The organism is Deltaproteobacteria bacterium (assembly GCA_003696105.1).
In the GTDB taxonomy this organism is placed as follows: Bacteria; Myxococcota_A; Polyangia; order Haliangiales; family J016; genus J016.
This window is the reverse complement of sequence record RFGE01000221.1, coordinates 1-17,411: the sequence shown is the minus strand read 5'-3', so window position 1 is coordinate 17,411 and position 17,411 is coordinate 1. Positions and strand designations below refer to the sequence as shown.

The 17,411-nt window shown below is 74.8% G+C and carries 14 protein-coding genes; 8 read left to right on the top strand and 6 right to left on the bottom strand.

Features of this window, described 5'->3' with window-relative positions; translation table 11 throughout:
• From D6689_14900 to D6689_14885, 4 genes are all read left to right on the top strand, one after another.
• Nucleotides 1-528 (top strand): sensor histidine kinase (locus D6689_14900; protein RMH40098.1); only part of this gene is annotated, 528 nt, incomplete at its 5' end.
• Nucleotides 529-751: 223 nt separating this feature from the next.
• Nucleotides 752-1,453 (top strand): ABC transporter ATP-binding protein, encoded by a 702-nt coding sequence (locus tag D6689_14895; protein RMH40097.1) that lies wholly within the window; start codon nt 752-754, stop codon nt 1,451-1,453.
• Nucleotides 1,450-3,639, top strand: coding sequence for a hypothetical protein (locus D6689_14890; GenBank protein RMH40096.1), 2,190 nt, complete (start codon nt 1,450-1,452; stop codon nt 3,637-3,639). Before D6689_14895 ends, D6689_14890 begins: the two co-directional genes overlap by 4 nt.
• Complete coding sequence (locus tag D6689_14885) at nt 3,632-5,161, top strand: DUF4340 domain-containing protein (GenBank protein RMH40095.1); 1,530 nt, start codon at nt 3,632-3,634, stop codon at nt 5,159-5,161. Before D6689_14890 ends, D6689_14885 begins: the two co-directional genes overlap by 8 nt.
• Before the next feature lie 192 nt (nt 5,162-5,353).
• Here the strand turns inward: D6689_14885 and D6689_14880 are convergent, their stop codons facing one another.
• Nucleotides 5,354-5,986 (bottom strand): hypothetical protein, encoded by a 633-nt coding sequence (locus D6689_14880; GenBank protein RMH40094.1) that lies wholly within the window; start codon nt 5,984-5,986, stop codon nt 5,354-5,356.
• A gap of 15 nt (nt 5,987-6,001) precedes the next feature.
• Between D6689_14880 and D6689_14875 the strand changes: the two genes are divergently transcribed.
• Genes D6689_14875 through D6689_14860 form a run of 4 tightly spaced genes read left to right on the top strand, consistent with a single transcriptional unit; the run spans nt 6,002 to nt 11,290 of the window.
• On the top strand, nt 6,002-7,708 hold the full coding sequence (locus tag D6689_14875; GenBank protein ID RMH40093.1) for an ABC transporter substrate-binding protein: 1,707 nt from the start codon (nt 6,002-6,004) through the stop codon (nt 7,706-7,708).
• An 18-nt stretch (nt 7,709-7,726) separates the two neighbouring features.
• Complete coding sequence (locus tag D6689_14870; protein RMH40092.1) at nt 7,727-9,385, top strand: hypothetical protein; 1,659 nt, start codon at nt 7,727-7,729, stop codon at nt 9,383-9,385.
• Entirely contained in the window at nt 9,355-10,335 is a 981-nt protein-coding gene (locus D6689_14865; GenBank protein ID RMH40091.1) for an ABC transporter permease subunit, read from the top strand. Before D6689_14870 ends, D6689_14865 begins: the two co-directional genes overlap by 31 nt.
• Complete coding sequence (locus D6689_14860; protein ID RMH40090.1) at nt 10,280-11,290, top strand: ABC transporter permease; 1,011 nt, start codon at nt 10,280-10,282, stop codon at nt 11,288-11,290. The genes D6689_14865 and D6689_14860 overlap by 56 nt, the downstream gene beginning before the upstream one ends.
• Here D6689_14860 and D6689_14855 read toward each other — a convergent pair.
• The 5 genes from D6689_14855 to D6689_14835 form a co-directional block, all read right to left on the bottom strand.
• Nucleotides 11,248-12,099 (bottom strand): ABC transporter permease subunit, encoded by an 852-nt coding sequence (locus tag D6689_14855; protein RMH40100.1) that lies wholly within the window; start codon nt 12,097-12,099, stop codon nt 11,248-11,250. The genes D6689_14860 and D6689_14855 overlap by 43 nt on opposite strands.
• On the bottom strand, nt 12,096-12,932 hold the full coding sequence (locus tag D6689_14850) for a sugar ABC transporter permease (GenBank protein ID RMH40099.1): 837 nt from the start codon (nt 12,930-12,932) through the stop codon (nt 12,096-12,098). The genes D6689_14855 and D6689_14850 overlap by 4 nt, the downstream gene beginning before the upstream one ends.
• 713 nt (nt 12,933-13,645) lie before the next feature.
• Nucleotides 13,646-14,932, bottom strand: a complete 1,287-nt coding sequence (locus tag D6689_14845; protein RMH40089.1) for an extracellular solute-binding protein — start codon at nt 14,930-14,932, stop codon at nt 13,646-13,648.
• 75 nt (nt 14,933-15,007) lie between these two features.
• Nucleotides 15,008-16,114, bottom strand: coding sequence for a sn-glycerol-3-phosphate ABC transporter ATP-binding protein UgpC (ugpC, locus tag D6689_14840; GenBank protein RMH40088.1), 1,107 nt, complete (start codon nt 16,112-16,114; stop codon nt 15,008-15,010).
• A 228-nt stretch (nt 16,115-16,342) separates the two neighbouring features.
• Nucleotides 16,343-17,164 (bottom strand): hypothetical protein, encoded by an 822-nt coding sequence (locus D6689_14835; protein RMH40087.1) that lies wholly within the window; start codon nt 17,162-17,164, stop codon nt 16,343-16,345.
• Nucleotides 17,165-17,411: the final 247 nt, after the last annotated feature.

The window sequence follows — 17,411 nt, the reverse complement described above, 5'->3', positions numbered from 1 at the left end:
TTCGCGCGCGGCGAGACGACCGTCCTCATGAGACGCGTGTATCTACACCGGTTTCTCGCCGATCTGGTCGAGCAGCTCCGCCACGACCTCGCGGGCCGTAACGTGGAGGTCGCGCTCGACATGGAGTATCGCGGCGTGGCGTACTTCGACGAGGCCAAGATCCGCCGGTTGGCGCACAACCTCGCTCGCAACGCCGCGCAGGCGCTCGGTCGCGCCGGCGGCAGGTTCTCGATTGCCGCGCGCGCCGCCGGCGACCGGCTGGAACTCGTGTTCGCGGACAACGGCCCGGGCATCCCCGACGAAATGCGCGGCAGGCTGTTCGAGCCGTTTACGTCCGGGACCGAGGGCGGCACCGGCCTCGGGCTTGCGATCGTCAAGAAGATCGTCGACGAACACAACGGCACGATCGAGGTCGACTCGCGGGCGGGGGAGGGCACGACGTTCACCGTGTCGCTTCCGCTGGAACGGCCCGAGGGCGTGCGCGACTCGAGCGAGCGGCCGGTCCCCGGCGAGCTGCGCGGCGGGTAGAGACGGGCGCGGATCGCCGCCGGCTGCGGGGCGATCCGCGGGGGCTCCTGGGTCCCCGTCCCGCAGCGGCTTGTCGCGCCCGCCGGGTCCGCGCGCTGGGACGCCCGCGCGAGTGCCGCGGGCGTCCGCCGGCCCTCGCCGCACGTCTGGCGATTTCACGGGCGCGTCGCCGCGCGGCCGCCGCCGTCCGGCGCGCGGCGGCGATTCGAGCTAAAACGGAGCCGTGATTCGGGTCGAGGGCTTGACCAAGCGTTTCGGTCGCGCCGTCGCGCTCGCGGGCGTCGACTTCGACGCGCGCGCGGGAGAAGTCGTCGGCCTCGTGGGACCCAACGGCGCCGGCAAGACGACGACGCTGCGCATTCTCGCCGGGTTCTTGTCGCCGGACGGCGGCTCGGCGTGGATCGGCGACATCGACGTCGCGCGCGATCGGGAGCGGGCCGTGCGCAAACTCGCATACCTGCCGGAGTCGGCGCCGCTGTACGACGACATGCGAGTGGACCAGTTCTTGCGATTTCGCGCGCAGATCAAAGGAATCGAGCGTGCGCGGCGGGCTCGCTGCATCGACGAAGCACTCGATGCCGCGGGCGTCGCCGACCGGCGTACGGCGCGGATCGCGACCCTGTCGAAGGGCTACCGCCAACGCGTCGCGCTCGCCGACGCGCTGCTCGGCGCTCCGCCGGTGTTGCTCCTCGACGAGCCGACCACGGGGCTCGATCCGTTGCAAGTGCGGCAGTTTCGCCGGCTCGTCGCCGATTTGGCCGGTCGCCACACGGTGCTGCTGTCGTCGCACCGGCTCGACGACGTACAGGCGCTGGCGTCGCGCGTCGTGGTGATGTCGCGCGGTCGCGTCGTCGCGGATGCGCCGCCGGACGCGCTCGCCGCCGGCGGCAGCCTGGAGGACGCGGTGGTGGAGCGGTTGTCGTGACGCGCGCGCGGCGCATCGCGGCGATCGCCGCGCGCGAACTCGGCGCGCAGTTCCGCTCGCCGGTGGCGTACGTCGTCGGCGCTCTGTTCATCGGGCTGCAGGGCGTGTCGTTCTGGGCCGTGGTCGAGGTACTGTCGGACCCGGCGCGCCCGGCGCCGCTCGGCGGTGCGCTGCGCACGTTCTTCGGCGGGACGTTCTTGCATTGGAGCGTGGCGTTCATGTTGATCGCGGCGCTCGCGATGCGGCCGATTGCCGACGATCGGCGGACGGGCAACTGGGAGGCGCTGCTCACGACGCCGGTCGAGGAGGGCGAGGCCGTCGTCGGCAAGTGGCTCGGCGTGCTCGCTCACTACCTCACCCTGTGGGCGCCGACGCTGGCATTTCCGGCGCTGATCGCGGCGTTCGCCGCGCCCGGGGCGCGGCCGGAGTGGGCGGCGGTCGCGTCGGCCTATGCCGGTGTCGCGGTCAGCGGCGCGGCGTTCGTCGCGGTCGCGCTCGCGGCCGGCGCGGCCACGTCCAGCCACGTGGTCGCCGCGGTCGGCGGGTTCGCGGCGCTCATGGGGCTGTTGGTCGGCGGCGAACTCGCGCACATCGTGCCGAGGTGGGCGGGGTCGCGCGTGCTCGCGGCGATCGATCTGCGCGCGCACATGGACGCGTTCGCGCGGGGCGACATCGACAGCCGGGCGGTCGCGCTGTTCGCCGGCGTGGCGGCAGCGGGGCTCGCGGCGGCGACCGCGCTCGCGGGGGTCGGCCGCCGGCGGCGCGACGAGCTGGCTGCGCGCGGCGCCGCGGCGCTGCTCGTCGCGGCGATCGCCGCGCTCGTCGTCGCGCACGCCGCCCGCAGGCCATTGCACTGGGACGTGACCGCCGGGCGCGTGAACGCGCTGTCTCCGGATACGCTGGCCGCGGTCGACGCGGTGACCGCTCCGGTCGACGCGATCCTGGTGCGGCCGGACGAGCCGGGGTTCGCTCCGGTGTACGACGAGATCGACCGAGTGCTGCGGCGCATCGCCGAGCGCCAGCCGCTCGTTCGCGTCCGCGCGATCGACCCGGTGCGCGCGCCGGCGGCGTTCGAGGCGCTCGTGACGACGTCCGGCGTGCCGCGCGAGGTGCTCGCCGGCGTCGGGGCGGTGGTGTTCCGCGCGAGCGACGGGCGCGTGCGCGCCGTGGATTTGCTGGACATGGCGGAACTCGGCACCGACGAACTCGATGCCGGGACGGTGACCGCGCTGCGCGCCGAGCCGGCGTTCGCCGCGGCGATCCGCGCGTTGACCGACGAGGATCGGCCGGTGGTGTGCGCGGCGGTCGAGCACGGCGAACTGCCGGTGGACGCGACGCCGCGCGGGGGTGACGCGGCCGCGGTGGCCGATCGCTTGCGCCGGGACGGCGTTCGCGTCGATGCCGTCGGGCACCTGGCGTCGGGGGTGCCGGCGCACTGCCGCGCCCTGCTGGTGCTCGGGCCGACGAGGCCTCTGTCCGGCGCGGACGCGGCGGCGGTCGACGCGTACCTTTCGCGCGGCGGCGCGTTGTTGCTCGCCGTCGACGCGCTCCCCGATGGCGGTCGCCTCACGCCGCACGGGCTCGAACTGGTCCTCGCGCGCTTTGGCATTCGCACGCCCGACGCCGTCGCGGTCGACCCGGCGGCGGCGGTGGCCATCGAGGGGGCGTGGGGTACGTACGGCGGTTACGCGGCCCACCCGGTGACGGCCGGCTTCGAGCAGCGGCGGCTCACGCTGTGGACGTCGCCGCGCGCGGTGTTCGCCGACCCGCCCGCCGTGGCGCTCGTGACGACGTCGCCGGCGGGTTGGGCCGAGACGGACCTCGCGGCGCTGTTCGGCGAGGGCGACGTCGAGCCGGACGCCGGCGATCGCGTCGGCCCGACGCCGGTCGCGGCGGCGTCGGAGCGGGACCGGGCGCGCGTCGTCGTGCTGGGCGCCGCGCGGCCGTTGGCCACCGACTACGTCGCGCGGGGGGCGGGCGCGGGGGCGGCGCTCGTGGCGTCGGCCGTCCGGTGGCTGGTGGGCAAGGCGAGCGTTGCTGCCGGTGGATCGAAGACGCCCGAACGCGTCCGTTTGATCATGACCGCCGCGCAGCGGCGCGCGGTGTTCGCGCTCGGCGTCGTCGGCTTGCCCCTGGCATGGGTGCTGCTCGGGGCGATCGTCGCGTGGCGGAGGCGGCGTGGGTAGCCGCGGTTCGCTGCTCGCGCTGTCCGTCATCGCCGCCGCGCTGGCCGTGGGGCTGCTGGTCGACGACCCGTCGCCGCCGCCCCGGTCGTCGACCCGCGTGCTGCCGGAGTTCGATCCGGTCCGCGTGGACCGCCTGTCGTGGACGCGCCCCGGACAGCCGGACGTGGTCGTCGCGCTGGGGGAGGCCGGGCCGCGCGTGATCCGGCCGGTGGACGCGCCCGCGGATCGCGACGCGGTCGCGGCGGCGCTCGCCGCGCTCGAGCGGCTGACCTACCATCGCGTCGGCACGCCGGCTGACGCCGGGCCGGTGCGCGTGTCGGTGCGAGCCGGCAGCGCGCGCGTGGCCGTGGGCGCCGCGCTGCCGCAACTGGGCCGCACGTGGGTCGTGGCCGGCGGCCGCGCGTACCTGGTCGATGACGACGCCGTGCGCGCGCTCGACGTGGCGCTCGAGGATCTGCGCGAACGGCGTGCGCTCGACTTCACCCCGGAGGACGTCGTCGCGTTCGAGCTGCACGGCGACGCCGGCGACCTGTCGTTCAGCGGCAGGCCGTTGCAAGTACACCTGGAACGCGGCGGACGGGCGCGCGCCGACGTCGACCGTGTGCGCGCGGCTCTCGACGCTCTCGCCAGCGCGCGCATCGACCGTTTCGTCGATGGAGTCGACGACGCGCAGGTGCCGCCGGGCCTGGTCGTCCGGGTCCACGCGGCGGGCCCGGCGCAACAGATCGCCGTGCGCGGGCCGTGTCCCGGCTCGCCCTCCCTGGTCTTGGCCGACACCGAGGCGGGGCTCGGCTGCCTGCCGGACGCAGCGCTCGCCCCGGCGCGCGCTCTCCTCGCGTCCGGGCCGATGGCGCTCGTCGATCGGCGGTTGTTCCGCGGAAAACCGGATGCCGTCGCGATCGGCGACGTGCGGCTCGAGCGACGCGGCGCGATCTGGCGTTTTTCGGACGGGCGGCTCGCCGACGCCGACGCGGTCCGCGAGTGGCTCGCGGCGGTGCGTTCCATCGAGGCGACCGACGTGGCGCCCGGTGGCGCCGGCGGCGGGGTGCGCGTCGACTTGGGCGGTGAGGTCGTCGACGTCGACCTCCGCCGCCGCATCGCGCGGCGCGCCGGGGAGCCGGTGGCGCTCGCGCTGCCGACCGTGGCGCCGTTTCGCGCGACCGCGGTCGACTTCTACGATCGGGGCGTGTGGATCGAGGAACCCGCGACGCTGCGCGCGATCCGGCGTGCAGGTCGCAGCGTCGACCGCGGCGCCACCGGCGACTGGCCGGCGGCCCGCGATGCCGAAGCGGTTCGGGCGGTGCGCGACGGGGCGGCTCGGCTGCGCGCGGTCCGATTTACGCGCGCACGCCCGCGCGCGCCGGTCGACGTCGAGCTGGAGTTCGACCCGCCCCCGGGTGCGTCCGCCCCGGTGGTCCACACCCTCGCGGTCGGGCGCAACTGTGTCGCGACCAGCCCGGATGCGCCCGCTCCGTTCGAACTGTCGCCGGCGCTGTGCGCGGCGCTGCTCGCGCCGTGGTAACCGTCCTGCCGCGAGCGCGGCCCCCGGCAGACCGTCGCGCATCGCGACTGGCTGCGGTCGCGACCTGCGGGCGATCTCCGGCGTACGTCTTTGCGCCCTCCGGCTGCGCGTCTCGATACGCGCCGTCGCGCGCTGCGGGCGTGCGACGACCCTGTCTTCGCACGTCGCCGGCGTGTCCGCGCGCGACGGCCGCTAGTTGCCGTCCCCCTCGCTGGGGGCGTCGAGATCCTGCATCGATTTGTAGACGAGCAGGCCGGTGCTGCTGCCGAACCCCTGCGGCGACTTGAGCGCCCACGTACCCGTCACCTTGACGTGCTGGCCGACCTTGAACTCGGGCACCTCGGGCCACGCCGCCAGGTCTTCCTTGGGCAGTACCTTCTTTTCGTCCTCGCGCGGCGGGCGCGGGATGTCGACCACCCAGATGCCGCGGTTGACCGGATCGTCGGGCTTGTCGCCGAGGTACAGGTTCGGTCGCGTACACCGCTCCGGCTCCTCCTTGAGAAGCCGCTCGACGTCTTTGTCGGTCATCTCGGGCGTGCGGATCGCGGTGGCGCAGTCGTACATCCAGATGACGTAGCCGGTGACGGTGACCTCCGTGTCGAGATACTTGTTGCCCTTGAGGCGCATCTCGGCGACGGAGTGCGAGCCGTCGGGATACGGCTCGGGCATCTTGAACTGCGGCACCGGCGGCAGATCCAACTTGACGTTGGACTGGGGGACCTCGGCCGCGGGTCCTTGGAACTCGTCGCCGCTGCAACCGGCGTGCGCCATCAGCAGTACGGCGAGCGACAGCGCGCCGATCCCGTCCCTCGTGGCATTCCGCATGGCAGGGTTGATAACATGCCGGCAACATTGGAACAAGCACAACGGATGGGCCGCGCAGCGTGGGTGCTCGCCGTGGCGGTCGCAGCGTGCGAGGGGGCGCCGGCCCGGCCGCAACCGTGGCGGCACGCGCGCGACGAGCCGGTCGCCACCGACGTCGACCCGCCCGCGATCGCCGGCGAGGCCGAGCGCGAGGCGCTCGAGCGGGCGGCGCGCCGCGCGACCACCCTGTCGGTGTGGCTGGATGCCGATCCGGTGCATCTCCACCCGCTGGCATCTCCGACCGAGTGGGGCCGGCGCATCGTGATGGACACCGTGTTCGAGACGTTGATCCGCTACGAGCCGTCGCCGGACGGACCCGGGCAGCCCGCGCACTACGCGCCGGGCCTGGCGACCGCGTGGCAGGTCGGCCCGGGAGGGCGCACGATCCGCGTCGAACTGCGCGACGGCGTACGGTTCCACGACGGCCGCGCCTTCACGGCGGTGGACGCGCAGTTTTCGCTCGACGCCGCGCGGCAACCGCGGACCGGCGCCGGCGAACTGCGCGCGCTGCTCGCCGACGTCGAGGCGGTGGACATCGTCGGTCCGCGCGCGCTGCGCATCCGGCTCGCGCGCCCCAACGGCTACACCATCCGCGCGCTCGCCGAGGTGCCGATGCTGTCGGCGTCGGTCTACCGCGGGCGAATGGCGCCGCGGCGCGGGCCGGTCGTGGGGACCGGCCCGTACCGGGTCGACCGGTGGGACGACGGCGGCGTGCGCCTGGTGCGCAATTCCAACTACTGGGGGCCGGCGCCGGCGGTCGACGCGATCGAGTTCGTCCGCATCGATGACGCCGCGCAAGCGCTGTCGGCGGCGCGGCGCGGGGAGATCGACGTCGTCCCGGCGCTCATCCCCGAGCACTATCCCGGTCAGGCCGAGGTGCCGGCGATCCGCGAGCGGTTTGCGCCGCTGCACCTGCGGCCGCCGGCCGTGCGCTACCTCGCGTTCGGCAGTCGCCCGCCGCTGGACGATCCGCGCGTGCGCGCCGCGTTCGCGATGCTGATCGACCGCGACGCCATCGCCGAGCGCGTGTACCGGGGGCTGGCGCGACCCGTGGCCTGGCCGGTGTGGCCCGGCGGACCGGCCAGTGGGCCGGAGCCGCCGCCGATCCCGTACGACCCGAAGCGCGCCGCGGCCCTGCTCGATGCAGCCGGGTGGACGACCGCCTCGCCGGGCGCGGTGCGCGCGCGCGGCCGCGATCGGTTGCACATCGCACTGCTCGCACTCGACGGGGCGCCGGCCGCCGAGCGCGACGCGATCGTCGCGGCACTGCGCGGCGCGGGCGTGTTCGTCGAGGTGCGCCGCGGCACGGCCGCCGTGCTGCGCAATCGGCTGGCCGCCGGCGACTTCGACCTCGCGCTCGTCGAGTGGCGCGCGCTGGTGGACACGGATCTGGCGCCGCTGTTCGAGACGCGCGGTCGCGCCAACTACGGGCGGCTGTCGGACGAGCAGCTCGACGCGCTGCTCGAACGGATGCGCCGCGCGGCCACTCCGGCGGATCGCTGGGCGATCGCGCCGGCGATCGCCCAGCGGCTCGGCCAAGTGTGGCCGATCGCCGGAATCGTGGCGCCGGAGCCGGTCGGGTTGATCGCCCGCCGCGTGCGCAACGCGCAGGTTGTCGGCGGCTGGCTGCGGCTGCGCGACGTGGCGCTGGCTGAGGAGGAAGACGCGCCGGCCGATCAATGACCGGTGCGGCGAGGTGCGATGGCGGCGATGCGGACGGCGCGATGGCGGGTGCGCGCGGCCGCGGCCGCGGCGGTCGCGGCCGTCGCAACGGCGGGCTGTTACGAGCGCGGGGCACGCAGCCCCGCGCGCGACGACGCCGCGCCGCCGCGGCCGCCGGTACCCGGACCGCCGGCGATCGCGCCGCCGGGGGGCGACCCGACGGCCGCGGCCGACCCGGACGCCGAGTTGCGGGTGTGGCTCGAGGCGGAGCCGGCGCATCTCAATCCGCTGTTGGCGGACGCGCTCGCCATTCGCGTGGCGCTCGGCGACGTCTACGAGGGCCTGTTGCGCCGCACGGCGACCGGCGAGGTCGAGCCGTGCCTGGCCGGTTCGTACCGGCGCGAGGTCGACGATCGCGGCCGCACGCGCTGGCGGTTCACATTGCGATCGGGAGTCGTGTTCCACGACGGCGCGCCGCTCACCGCAGCGGACGTCGTGTTCACCTATCGGTTGCTCGTCGGGCCGGACCGCGCGCCGTCCGCCTATGCGTCCGCGGTCGACGACGCGGTGTCCATCGTGGCGGTCGACGATCGCACCGTCGACTTCGTGTTTCGCGGGCCGCGACTCGGGCGCGAGCAGACGTTCGCGAGCGTACCGGTTGTGTCGGCGCGCGCGTTCGCCGGCGTCTCGCCGGCCGCGATCGCGAGCGCGCCGGCCAGCCGTGCGCCGGTGGGCACCGGGGCGCTGCGCGCGGTCGCGTGGGAGCCGGGCGAGCGCATCGTGCTCGAGCGGTTCGATCGCTACTGGGGCGCGCCGGCGCGCGCGCGCCGCATCGTGTACGTGATCGAGCCGAGCCGGCAGCGCGCGCTCGCGGCGCTGGCCGCCGGCGAGCTGGACGTGGCCGTCCAGCTGCCGGTGGACGAGGCAATCGCCGCGGCCGGCGGTGCGGTTCGCCTGTTTGCGTACGACGCGCCCGCCTACCTGGCGGCGGTGTGGAACGTGCGCCGCCCGGCGTTGCGCGACGCGCGCGTACGCCGCGCGCTGTGCGATCTGCTCGACCGCCGCGGTGTAATCGAGCAGGTGTTTCGCGGCTACGCGCGCCCGGTGGACGGGCCGCTCGGGTGGACGGATGCGTCGGGCAAGCGCGCGGTGAACGTCCCGATCGCCGCGAGCTTCGCCGCGGCCCGGCGCCGCGCGCGCGTCGCGCTGGCGGCCGCCGGCGCGGGCGCGCCGCGGGTCGAGCTGTTGGTGCCGGCCGAGTCGCGGACGATGCGCCGCATCGCCGACATCTGGGCGGCGGACGCCCGGCCGCTCGCGCACATCGACGTGGCCACGGCGCCCTACGCGGCCGTGATCGAGCGCGCGCGCGCCGGTCGATTCGACGCGGTGCTGCTCGCGTTTTCGACCGGCCCGGACGCGGACCACTTCGATCGCTTCCACAGCGCGCGCGCCGGCGAGACCAACTACGGGGGCTTCGCGGACGCGCAGGTCGATGCACTGCTCGAGCAGATCCGCGCCGCGCCAGACCGCGCAGCGCGCGCCGAACTCGAGCGCGCGCTGGCAGCGAGATTGAAGCAGCTGCAACCGTATTGTTTCATCGCGACGGACCGGCGCGTCGGGCTCGCGCGCGCCGACGTCGGCGGCATCGTGGTCACCGAGGACGGCCTGTGGGCGCGGTCGCTGTGGCGCGCGCGCTGAGCGCGCTGGCGCGAATGACGGCGGTCGTGGTGGCCGTCGCGGTGGTCGCGCTCGCCTGCGTCGACCTGGCGCCGGGCAGCCCGGCTGAACGCGCGGCGCTGGCGGCGGGTCTGTTGCCGTCCGGCGACCGCGCGCCGCCGGATGCGCGGGCCGCGATCGTCCGCCAGGTCGCGCGCGCGCGCGGGCTCGATCGCCCCTGGTGGCGCCGGGCGGCCGCGTACGTCGCCGGCCTCGCCGTACTCGACCTCGGCGGCAGTTGGCGCGACGGACGGCCGGTGCGCGAGCTCGTGGCACCTGCGCTCGCGCGCACGCTGGCGCTGGCGCTGGCCGCGCTCGCGGTCGCGCTCGCGGTCGGGCTCGCGGCCGGCGCGGTGGCGGCGGCGCGCGGAGGGGCGGCGGCGCGCGCGGTGGCGGCGATCGCGGCCGTTGCGGTGGCGGTGCCGCCGGCGTGGCTCGCGATCGCACTGCTGCGCGCGCTGTGTTACGGCAGGCCGTTCGCGTGGCTGCCGACCGGCGGCCTCGCGAACGGCGGCGCCGTATTGCCGGTCATCACGCTCGCGTTCGCGCCGGCGTTTGCCGTCGCGCGCTACGCGCGCGCGGCGGTTCGCGACCAGCTCGACGCGCCGTGGGCGGTCGCGGCGCGGGCGCGCGGCGTACCGCCGGCTCGGCTGGTGGGCGTCCATGCGTTGCGCGCGGCCGGCGCGCCGCTGTCGGCGGCCGCCGTCAACGCGTTCGTTTACCTGATCGGCGCGTCGGTCGTCGTCGAACGCGCGTTCGGCGTGCGCGGGCTCGGCGGCCTCATCGTCGACGCATCCGCGCGCGGCGATGCGCCGGTGGTGGTCGGCGCGGCGGTCGCTACGGCCGCGGCCATCGCGGCGGCCGCGACGGCGGGCGATGCGGCGCGCCGGTGGCTCGATCCGCGCCAGCGACGGGGGCGCAATGGGACGTAGGCTCGCGGTCGCCGTCGTCGTCGTGTTTGCCGCGACGGCCGTGCTCGCCGACGTGCTCGCGTCCGATCGGCCGTTGCTGTTGCATCTGGATGGTCGCCTGTACGTGCTGCCGAACGCGATCGACTACGACGCGCTCGCGGGCCGCTCCGGCGATGACCTGCGCGCCGCGATGGACCGCGACGACTGGGCAGTGTGGCCGCCGGTGCCGTACGCGCCGGACACGGTGCGTACGCGCGGCGCGTTGCGCGTGCTCGAGCCGCCGAGTGCCGACCACTGGCTCGGCACCGACGACCGCGGTCGCGACGTGCTCGCGCGCCTGATTCACGGGGCGCGGACCGCGGCGGTGCTGGCGCTGGGCGTCGCCGGCCTCGCGCTGGCGGTCGGCGGCGCGCTCGGCGCGTTCGCCGCGTGGCGGCGCGGCCTGGTCGACGCGGCGATCATGGCCGGCTGCGACGTCGTCGCAGCAGTGCCCGGAATCGTCGTGGTCGTCGCGGCGCAGGGTCTGATCGGCCGCGGCGGCCTCGGTGCGATGATCGCGCTGGTCGCGCTGCCGCGCGTGGCGGCGCTGGCGCGAGTCGTGCGGGCGGCGTTGGCGGCGGCGCTCGCGGAGCCGTACTGCGATGCGGCGCGGGCCGCTGGCGCGAGCGAACGGAGGGTGGTCGTCCGCCACGCGCTGCCGCACGCCGCCGGTCCGGCCGCGGTGGCGACCGCGCTGTCGGCGGCGACGGCGGTGCTCTCCGAGGCCGCGCTCGGCTTCGTCGGCTTCGGCGCGCCCCCGCCGGCGGCGTCGTGGGGCGAACTGTTGCAGCAGGCGCACGAAAACGGGCTGGCGTGGTGGCTTGCGGCGCCGGCCGGCACGGCGATCGCGCTCGCCGCGGCGGCGTTCGACGGGCTGGCGCACCGCCCCCGGCGTCAGCCTTTGACGCTGCCGGCGGTGAGCCCGCCGACCAGGTAGCGCTGCAGCGCGTAGAACAGCGCCATCACCGGCAGGCTGGTGAGCACCGCGCCGGCGGCGAAGTGACCCCAGTGCGCGGAGTACTCGCCGACGGTGCTCTTGAGCAGTACCGGCAGGGTGTAGGCGGTCTCGTCGGTCATGAACGTGCTCGCCAAGATGAACTCGTTCCATGCCGTCATGAACGAAAACAGCGCGGTGATCGCGATTCCCGGTCGCGCCAGCGGCAAAATGATGCGGAAGAACACGCCCCACGACGACGCGCCGTCGATGCGGGCCGCCTCCTCGAGTTCGCGCGGCAGTGTGTCGAAGTAGCCCTTGAGCGTCCACACGCAAAACGGGATCGCCGTCGTCGCGTACACCAGCACCAGACCGAGCAGGGAGTTGAGCAGGCCGAGCCGGTCGAGCAGTACGTACAGCGGCATCATCAACAATACCGACGGGAACATCTGCACGAGCAAGAACGCGCTGAGCGCTCCGTTGCGCCCGCGAAATCGGTGGCGCGACAGCGCGTAGGCGGCGGTGCACGCCAGCAGCACGCCGACGGCGGTCGTCGCGAGCGCGGCAATCGCCGAATTGGCCGCGTAGCGCGCGAACAGCAGCTCGCCGGCCGGACCGCGCGCCCCGAGCAGCGCGGCGAAGTTGTCCAGCGTCAGCTCGCGCGGGACCGGCGACGGAGACAGCGCAAAGTCGCGCCCGGGCTCGAACGCCTTCTTGACGACGAGCGCCACCGGGTACAGCACGGCGGCGGTCACGGCGGTGAGCGCGGCGTGGGTCGCCGCGGCCGCGAGCGGCTTGGGCCGGCGGCTCACGGCGCGCGCTCCCTTCGCTGCAGTCGTGCGCCGACCGCCATCCACAACAGCAGCACGCCGAAGATGAGGGTCGCGTACGCCGCGGCCATGCCGTAGCGCTCGTTGCGTTCGAACGCCCACCGGTAGGCCTCGGTCACGAGAATATCGGTGCTGCCGCCCGGACGTCCGTTGGACACCAGGTAGATGACGTTGAACATGTTGAACGTCCAGATCGATCCGAGCGAGATCGCCGGCACCATCGCCGGCCGCAAGTGCGGCAAGGTGATGTGGCGCAGGCGCTGCCAGCCGGTCGCGCCGTCGACTTCGGCCGCCTCGTACAGCTCGCGCGGAATCGTCTGCAGCGCGCCGAGCGCGACGACCATCATGAACGGGAAACCGAGCCACGTATTGGTCGTGACGTTCGCGGTGAACGCGGTGGCCCACTGGGAAAACCACGACACCTTGTCGAGTCCGAGGGCGGTGAGGATCGCGTTGACTGCGCCGTACTCGCTCTGGAACATGCCCGACCAGATCAACGCGGTGATGTAGTTCGGGATCGCCCACGGCAAGATCAGCAACACGCGATAGACGCCGCGCGCGCGCAGCCACGGTTCGCGCAGCAGCAGCGCCAGGGCCACGCCGATGACCACGTGCAGCGCGACGTTGACCGCGGTCCACGCGACGGTGACGCCGAGGGTGAACCAGAAGTTGAGCGGATCGGAAAACGATCGGCCCCCGCCGGACAGGATGTCGGCGAAGTTGCGCAGGCCGACGAACTGCCATTGTCCGTGGGCGTGGTCGTAGAAGCCGAGCGCGAGGCCGATCGCAAACGGCACGGCGACGAGAACGAGCATCGCAAGCGCGGCGGGAGCGAGGTATGCGTAGGCAACCCGGTGCGCGTGCAACTCGGCGGCGACGCGGTCGACCGCGCCGCGGCGATCGGCGATGGCAACGGCCGCGGCGATCAAGACGATCGCGGCGGCCGGCAGCGCGCCGCCCCAGGCGTACGCCGGCACGGCGAACAGGGCCGCGCCGGCGGCGACGCCGGCCGCCCTCGCCGTCGGCCCGCGCGCGGCGCCCGCGGCGGCGAGCAGCGCGCCGAGGCAAGCGAGCCCGATCGCGACCAGCCACGGATAGCCTTCGGGGCCGGCCGGCGGCGCGGTGACCGCCACGGCGATTCCGCCGGCGGCCGGCACCGCCGCGACCGCGCGGCCCGAGTCGTCGTCGACGAACCGGGCGAATGGGCCGTCGCGCTCGGCGCGGGCGGCGGCGTCGTACAGCAATTTGTCCTCGATCGGCGCGCGCGGTCCGCCGAGGGCGCGGCCGCCCGCCAGGTGGCGGCGGCGGAGGAACGGGTAGCGCGGGGACGGAGCCGCGGGGGCGACGATGCCATGAGCGACGGCGTGAGGCGAGGGCAGCGCGCCGCGGGCGACGGCGCGCGCCGCGTCGCGCGCGCGCGACAGTTCTCGCGCTTCGAATGCGGCGTTTCTGTGGTGCACGAACGCGAACGATGCGATGGCGAGCGCCGCCGCGGCCGCCGCCGCATAGCTGCGCAGCGCGCCGGCGGTCATCGGTCCCCCCGCCGCGCGCCGGCCAGATAGCCGCGCACTTCGCGCTCGACGTCGCGGAGCACCTCGTCGGGGTCGGCGCCCTGCTCGATCACTCGCTGAAGGCCGGTCTTGTAGGGCGTCCACACGACGCGCATGTCCGGCGTCGCGGGCATCGGCACGCTGTGCGCGAGCTGCGCCCGAAACGCCGCGAGCACCGGGTCGCCGCCGATGTCGGGCTCGTCGTAGGCCGCGCGGTTGGGGACGACCTGGCGGGCGCTGCGCGCGCGCGCGATCGCCGCCGCGTCCGAGGTCAGATACGCCATCACCTCGAAGGCTGCGCGCTTGTCCCGCGCGCGGGACGACATGAGCACACCCTCGGCGCCGAGAAACGGCGCGGCGGGGCGCCCCGTGGCGCTCACGATCGGCAGCGACGTCACGGCCCACGGCACGCCGGCACGGATGTCGGCGAGAAACCACGGGCCGCTCATCGCCATCGCTGCCTTGCCCTCGTTGAACAGCGTGGCGACCATCGTGTTGGTGGTTCCAGGTGGAACGATGCCGTCCGGTCCGCCGAGCGTGCGCGCGAACGCGAGCGCTGCCGCCGCGGCAGGCGTCGCGATCGCGAGGCGGCCGTCGGCGTCGAAGACCTCGCCGCCGAAACCGTGCAGCCACGCGGCGTGGCCGTACAGGTCAGCGTTTTCGTAGACGAGGCCGAATCGGCCGGCGCGGCGATCCGTGAGCGCGCGGCCGACCGCCAGCAGCTCGTCGGTCGTGCGCGGCGGCTCGGCGACGAGGTCGGTACGGTAAAACAGCGCGATCGACTTGACCGCCAGCGGAAGCCCGTACAGCGAGCCGCGGTAGGCCATCGCCGCCAGCGCGTCGTACGCGAATCGGTCGGCGAGCTCGTCGTCGACGAAGTATTCGATCGGTTCGATCAGGCCGCCGGCGACCCAGTCGCCGATCCGGTCGTGTGCGAAGATGACCAGATCGGGGCCGTTGCCGTTCGGGATCGCGTTCGTAATCTTGTCGGCGAACGCATCGTAGGGCACGGCGACGACGCGCAGCTTCACGTCGTGGTCGGCATTGAATGCGCGGGCGAGCGCGTCGAGCGCGTCGCGCTCTGCGCCGGTGTAGCTGTGCCACAGCACGACCGCGTCGTCGGCGTCGCGCGGCGCACACGCGCCGGCAGCGCACGCCAGGGCCGCGGCGAGGGCGAGGACCCGGCCCACGGTCGCCGCGGGCCGCGGCCGGCGCCCGGCCCCGGCCGCGCGGCGGCCCTCGGCGACCGCGGAGCGCCGCCGCAATCCGACGCCGAGCCGCCAGGGCGCGGGCGACCGGGAACCAACGGGTGCACTAGCCACGGTGCTCTCCTCGCCCACTCACAGGCGCTGCTCGGTGCGGGCGTCGAACAGGTGCACGCTGCGCGGATCGATCCACACGCGCACCGCTTCGCCTTCGCGCGTCGGCGCGTGCGCGTCGGCGCGCACGGTGAGCGGCCCGGCCGGCGAGCGCAGGTGGAGCAGCACCTCGGCGCCGAGCACCTCGCGCAGCTCGACGCGCGCGTCGATGCCGGTGGCGTCGGGGCGCTGTTCCAGCGACAGCGCCTCGGGTCGCACGCCGATTACGACATCGGCGCTGGGCGTCTCGGCCAGCGGCAGTGCCAGCTCGAACCCGGGGCCGGTGGCGCGCACGTAGGGCCCGGTATCGCCGCGGTATGCGTCGGCGCCGGCGCTCGCGGTGCCGATGCGCGCGCGCAGGAAGTTCATCGCCGGCGTCCCGAAGAACCCGGCGACGAACTGGTTGGCGGGCCGTTCGTAGATCTCGAGCGGCGTGCCGACCTGCTGCACGGCGCCGTCGCGCAGTACGACGATGCGGTCCGCGAGGGTCATCGCCTCGACCTGGTCGTGCGTGACGTACACCGACGTGGTGCGCGACCGCTGGTGGATGCGCGCGATCTCCTGGCGCATCTCGCTGCGGAGCTTTGCGTCGAGGTTCGACAGCGGCTCGTCGAACAAGAACACCTTCGGGTCGCGCACGACGGCCCGGCCGATGGCGACGCGCTGGCGCTGGCCGCCCGACAGCGCTTTGGGCTTGCGGTCGAGGTACGCGTCGATGCCGAGCGCCTTTGCCGTCTGCTCCACGCGCCGGCGGATGTCGTCGCGCGACAACCTGCGCAGGCGGAGCGCGAACGCGAGGTTGTCGAACACGGTCATGTGCGGGTACAGCGCGTAGTTCTGGAACACCATCGCGATGTCGCGATCGGCCGGCGGCACGCCGGTGACGTCGCGATCGCCGATGAACACGCGTCCGGCGGTCGGCTCCTCGAGGCCGGCGATGATGCGCAGGGTGGTGGACTTGCCGCAGCCCGACGGTCCGACGAGCACGACCAGCTCACCGCTCGGAATGGTCAGGTCCAGATCGCGCACGGCGGGGCGGGCGACCCCCTCGTAGGACTTCGTGATGGCGGTGAGGCGGACCTCGCTCATCGGCCGGCGGTGAAGCAAGGCGCCTGCCAGGCCGATTTCCGCCGCGTTGCGGCCAGTTGCGCGCGACGCGGGGCGCTCCGCGTTGCGTTTGGCAACGCGGCGGCGCGCGAGGTTGCGATGGACACCGCGGCGGGGACCCGGCCGGCGCGCCGCGCGGGGCCGGCGCAGCGCGCGCCGCGAGGCCGGCGCTCGCGCGACGGCGTCCGCGCCGGCGACGAAACGGCCCCGCTACGGTTCGCCCGCCGGGCGAAGCGGCACGAGCGCGCGCCGTTGGACCCGCAGCGTCATGCGTTGGCCGTAGTCGAAGTCCACCAGCTCGAACTGGTACTCGCGCCAGGTGAACGTTCGCTCTTCGGGCGGCCGAAGATTCACCTCGACGGTGTGCCAGCTCGGCTGCCCTGCGCGCTGCAGGCGGAGCCGGACGACGAGCGGCGACTCCGGGCCGCCGGCGCGCATGTGTTTGTGGCCGTGCGACCAGCGCGCAATCGCCACGTCGGGGCCGATCGGCACGCCGCCGTCGCGGCCGGACGGACGGCGGCGCTCGAGGGTGACCGTGCGGTCGTCGACGACCGGCCCGGTTGCGCGAGATGCGCGCACGCGCACGCTGTCGCGGTCGATGTCGACGAGGTCGACGCGCACGTCGCCGGCCCACGCGGCCGGCGTGTCGCGGTCCCCGTCCCCGGCCGACAGGTCGACGGTCGCATCGCCGACCCGCAGGGTCGCCACCATGACTTCCGATTCGCCGCGTCCGTCCGGGGCGATCGCGACCGCGGTGGTGACGCGGTCGAGCGCCAGCGCGACGCCGCCGACCGTGACCGGATGCCCCGGCGACAGCTCGATCGCGTGGCTCGGCGGCTCCGCGTCCGCGCCGGACTCGCGCGCCGGAGCGCCGCCCGGCGGCGCCGGGGCCGGCGCGGCGTCGGCGTTCGCCTCGGCTGGCGCGGCGGCGGTTGCGCTCGGTGCCGTCGCCACCGCCCGGCCGGCCGCGCCGCCGCCGTTTCCGCACGCGGCCGCACACGCCGCGACGATCCCGCCGATCCGTTCGACCATACCCGAGCGTACCGCGCAAGCTCCGTGCGGCCAACCGCCGGCGGCCGCGCCGTGAGGCCGTGCGCCGGACGCGGGACGCGGGCCACCCGCGTCGGGTAGCATCCCGCGCTGTGCGGCGCACAATCGGCACGGCCATCGGCCTCGGGGTGCTCGCTACCGCGGCCGTGGCGTGGGCGGCCGAACCCGGCGCCGGTGGCGGCCGCGCCGACACGGCCGTTGCGGTGGCGAAGGTGGTCTTTGGCCTCGC

Excerpts from the sequence above, each read along its gene's own strand:
- D6689_14880 (RMH40094.1), bottom strand. The coding sequence starts at position 5,986 with ATGCGGAATGCCACGAGGGACGGGATCGGCGCGCTGTCGCTCGCCGTA.
- D6689_14875 (RMH40093.1), top strand. The coding sequence starts at position 6,002 with ATGCCGGCAACATTGGAACAAGCACAACGGATGGGCCGCGCAGCGTGG.
- D6689_14870 (RMH40092.1), top strand. The coding sequence starts at position 7,727 with ATGGCGGCGATGCGGACGGCGCGATGGCGGGTGCGCGCGGCCGCGGCC.
- D6689_14860 (RMH40090.1), top strand. The coding sequence starts at position 10,280 with ATGCGGCGCGCCGGTGGCTCGATCCGCGCCAGCGACGGGGGCGCAATG.
- D6689_14850 (RMH40099.1), bottom strand. The coding sequence starts at position 12,932 with ATGCTCGTTCTCGTCGCCGTGCCGTTTGCGATCGGCCTCGCGCTCGGC.
- ugpC (RMH40088.1), bottom strand. The coding sequence starts at position 16,114 with ATGAGCGAGGTCCGCCTCACCGCCATCACGAAGTCCTACGAGGGGGTC.
- D6689_14835 (RMH40087.1), bottom strand. The coding sequence starts at position 17,164 with ATGGTCGAACGGATCGGCGGGATCGTCGCGGCGTGTGCGGCCGCGTGC.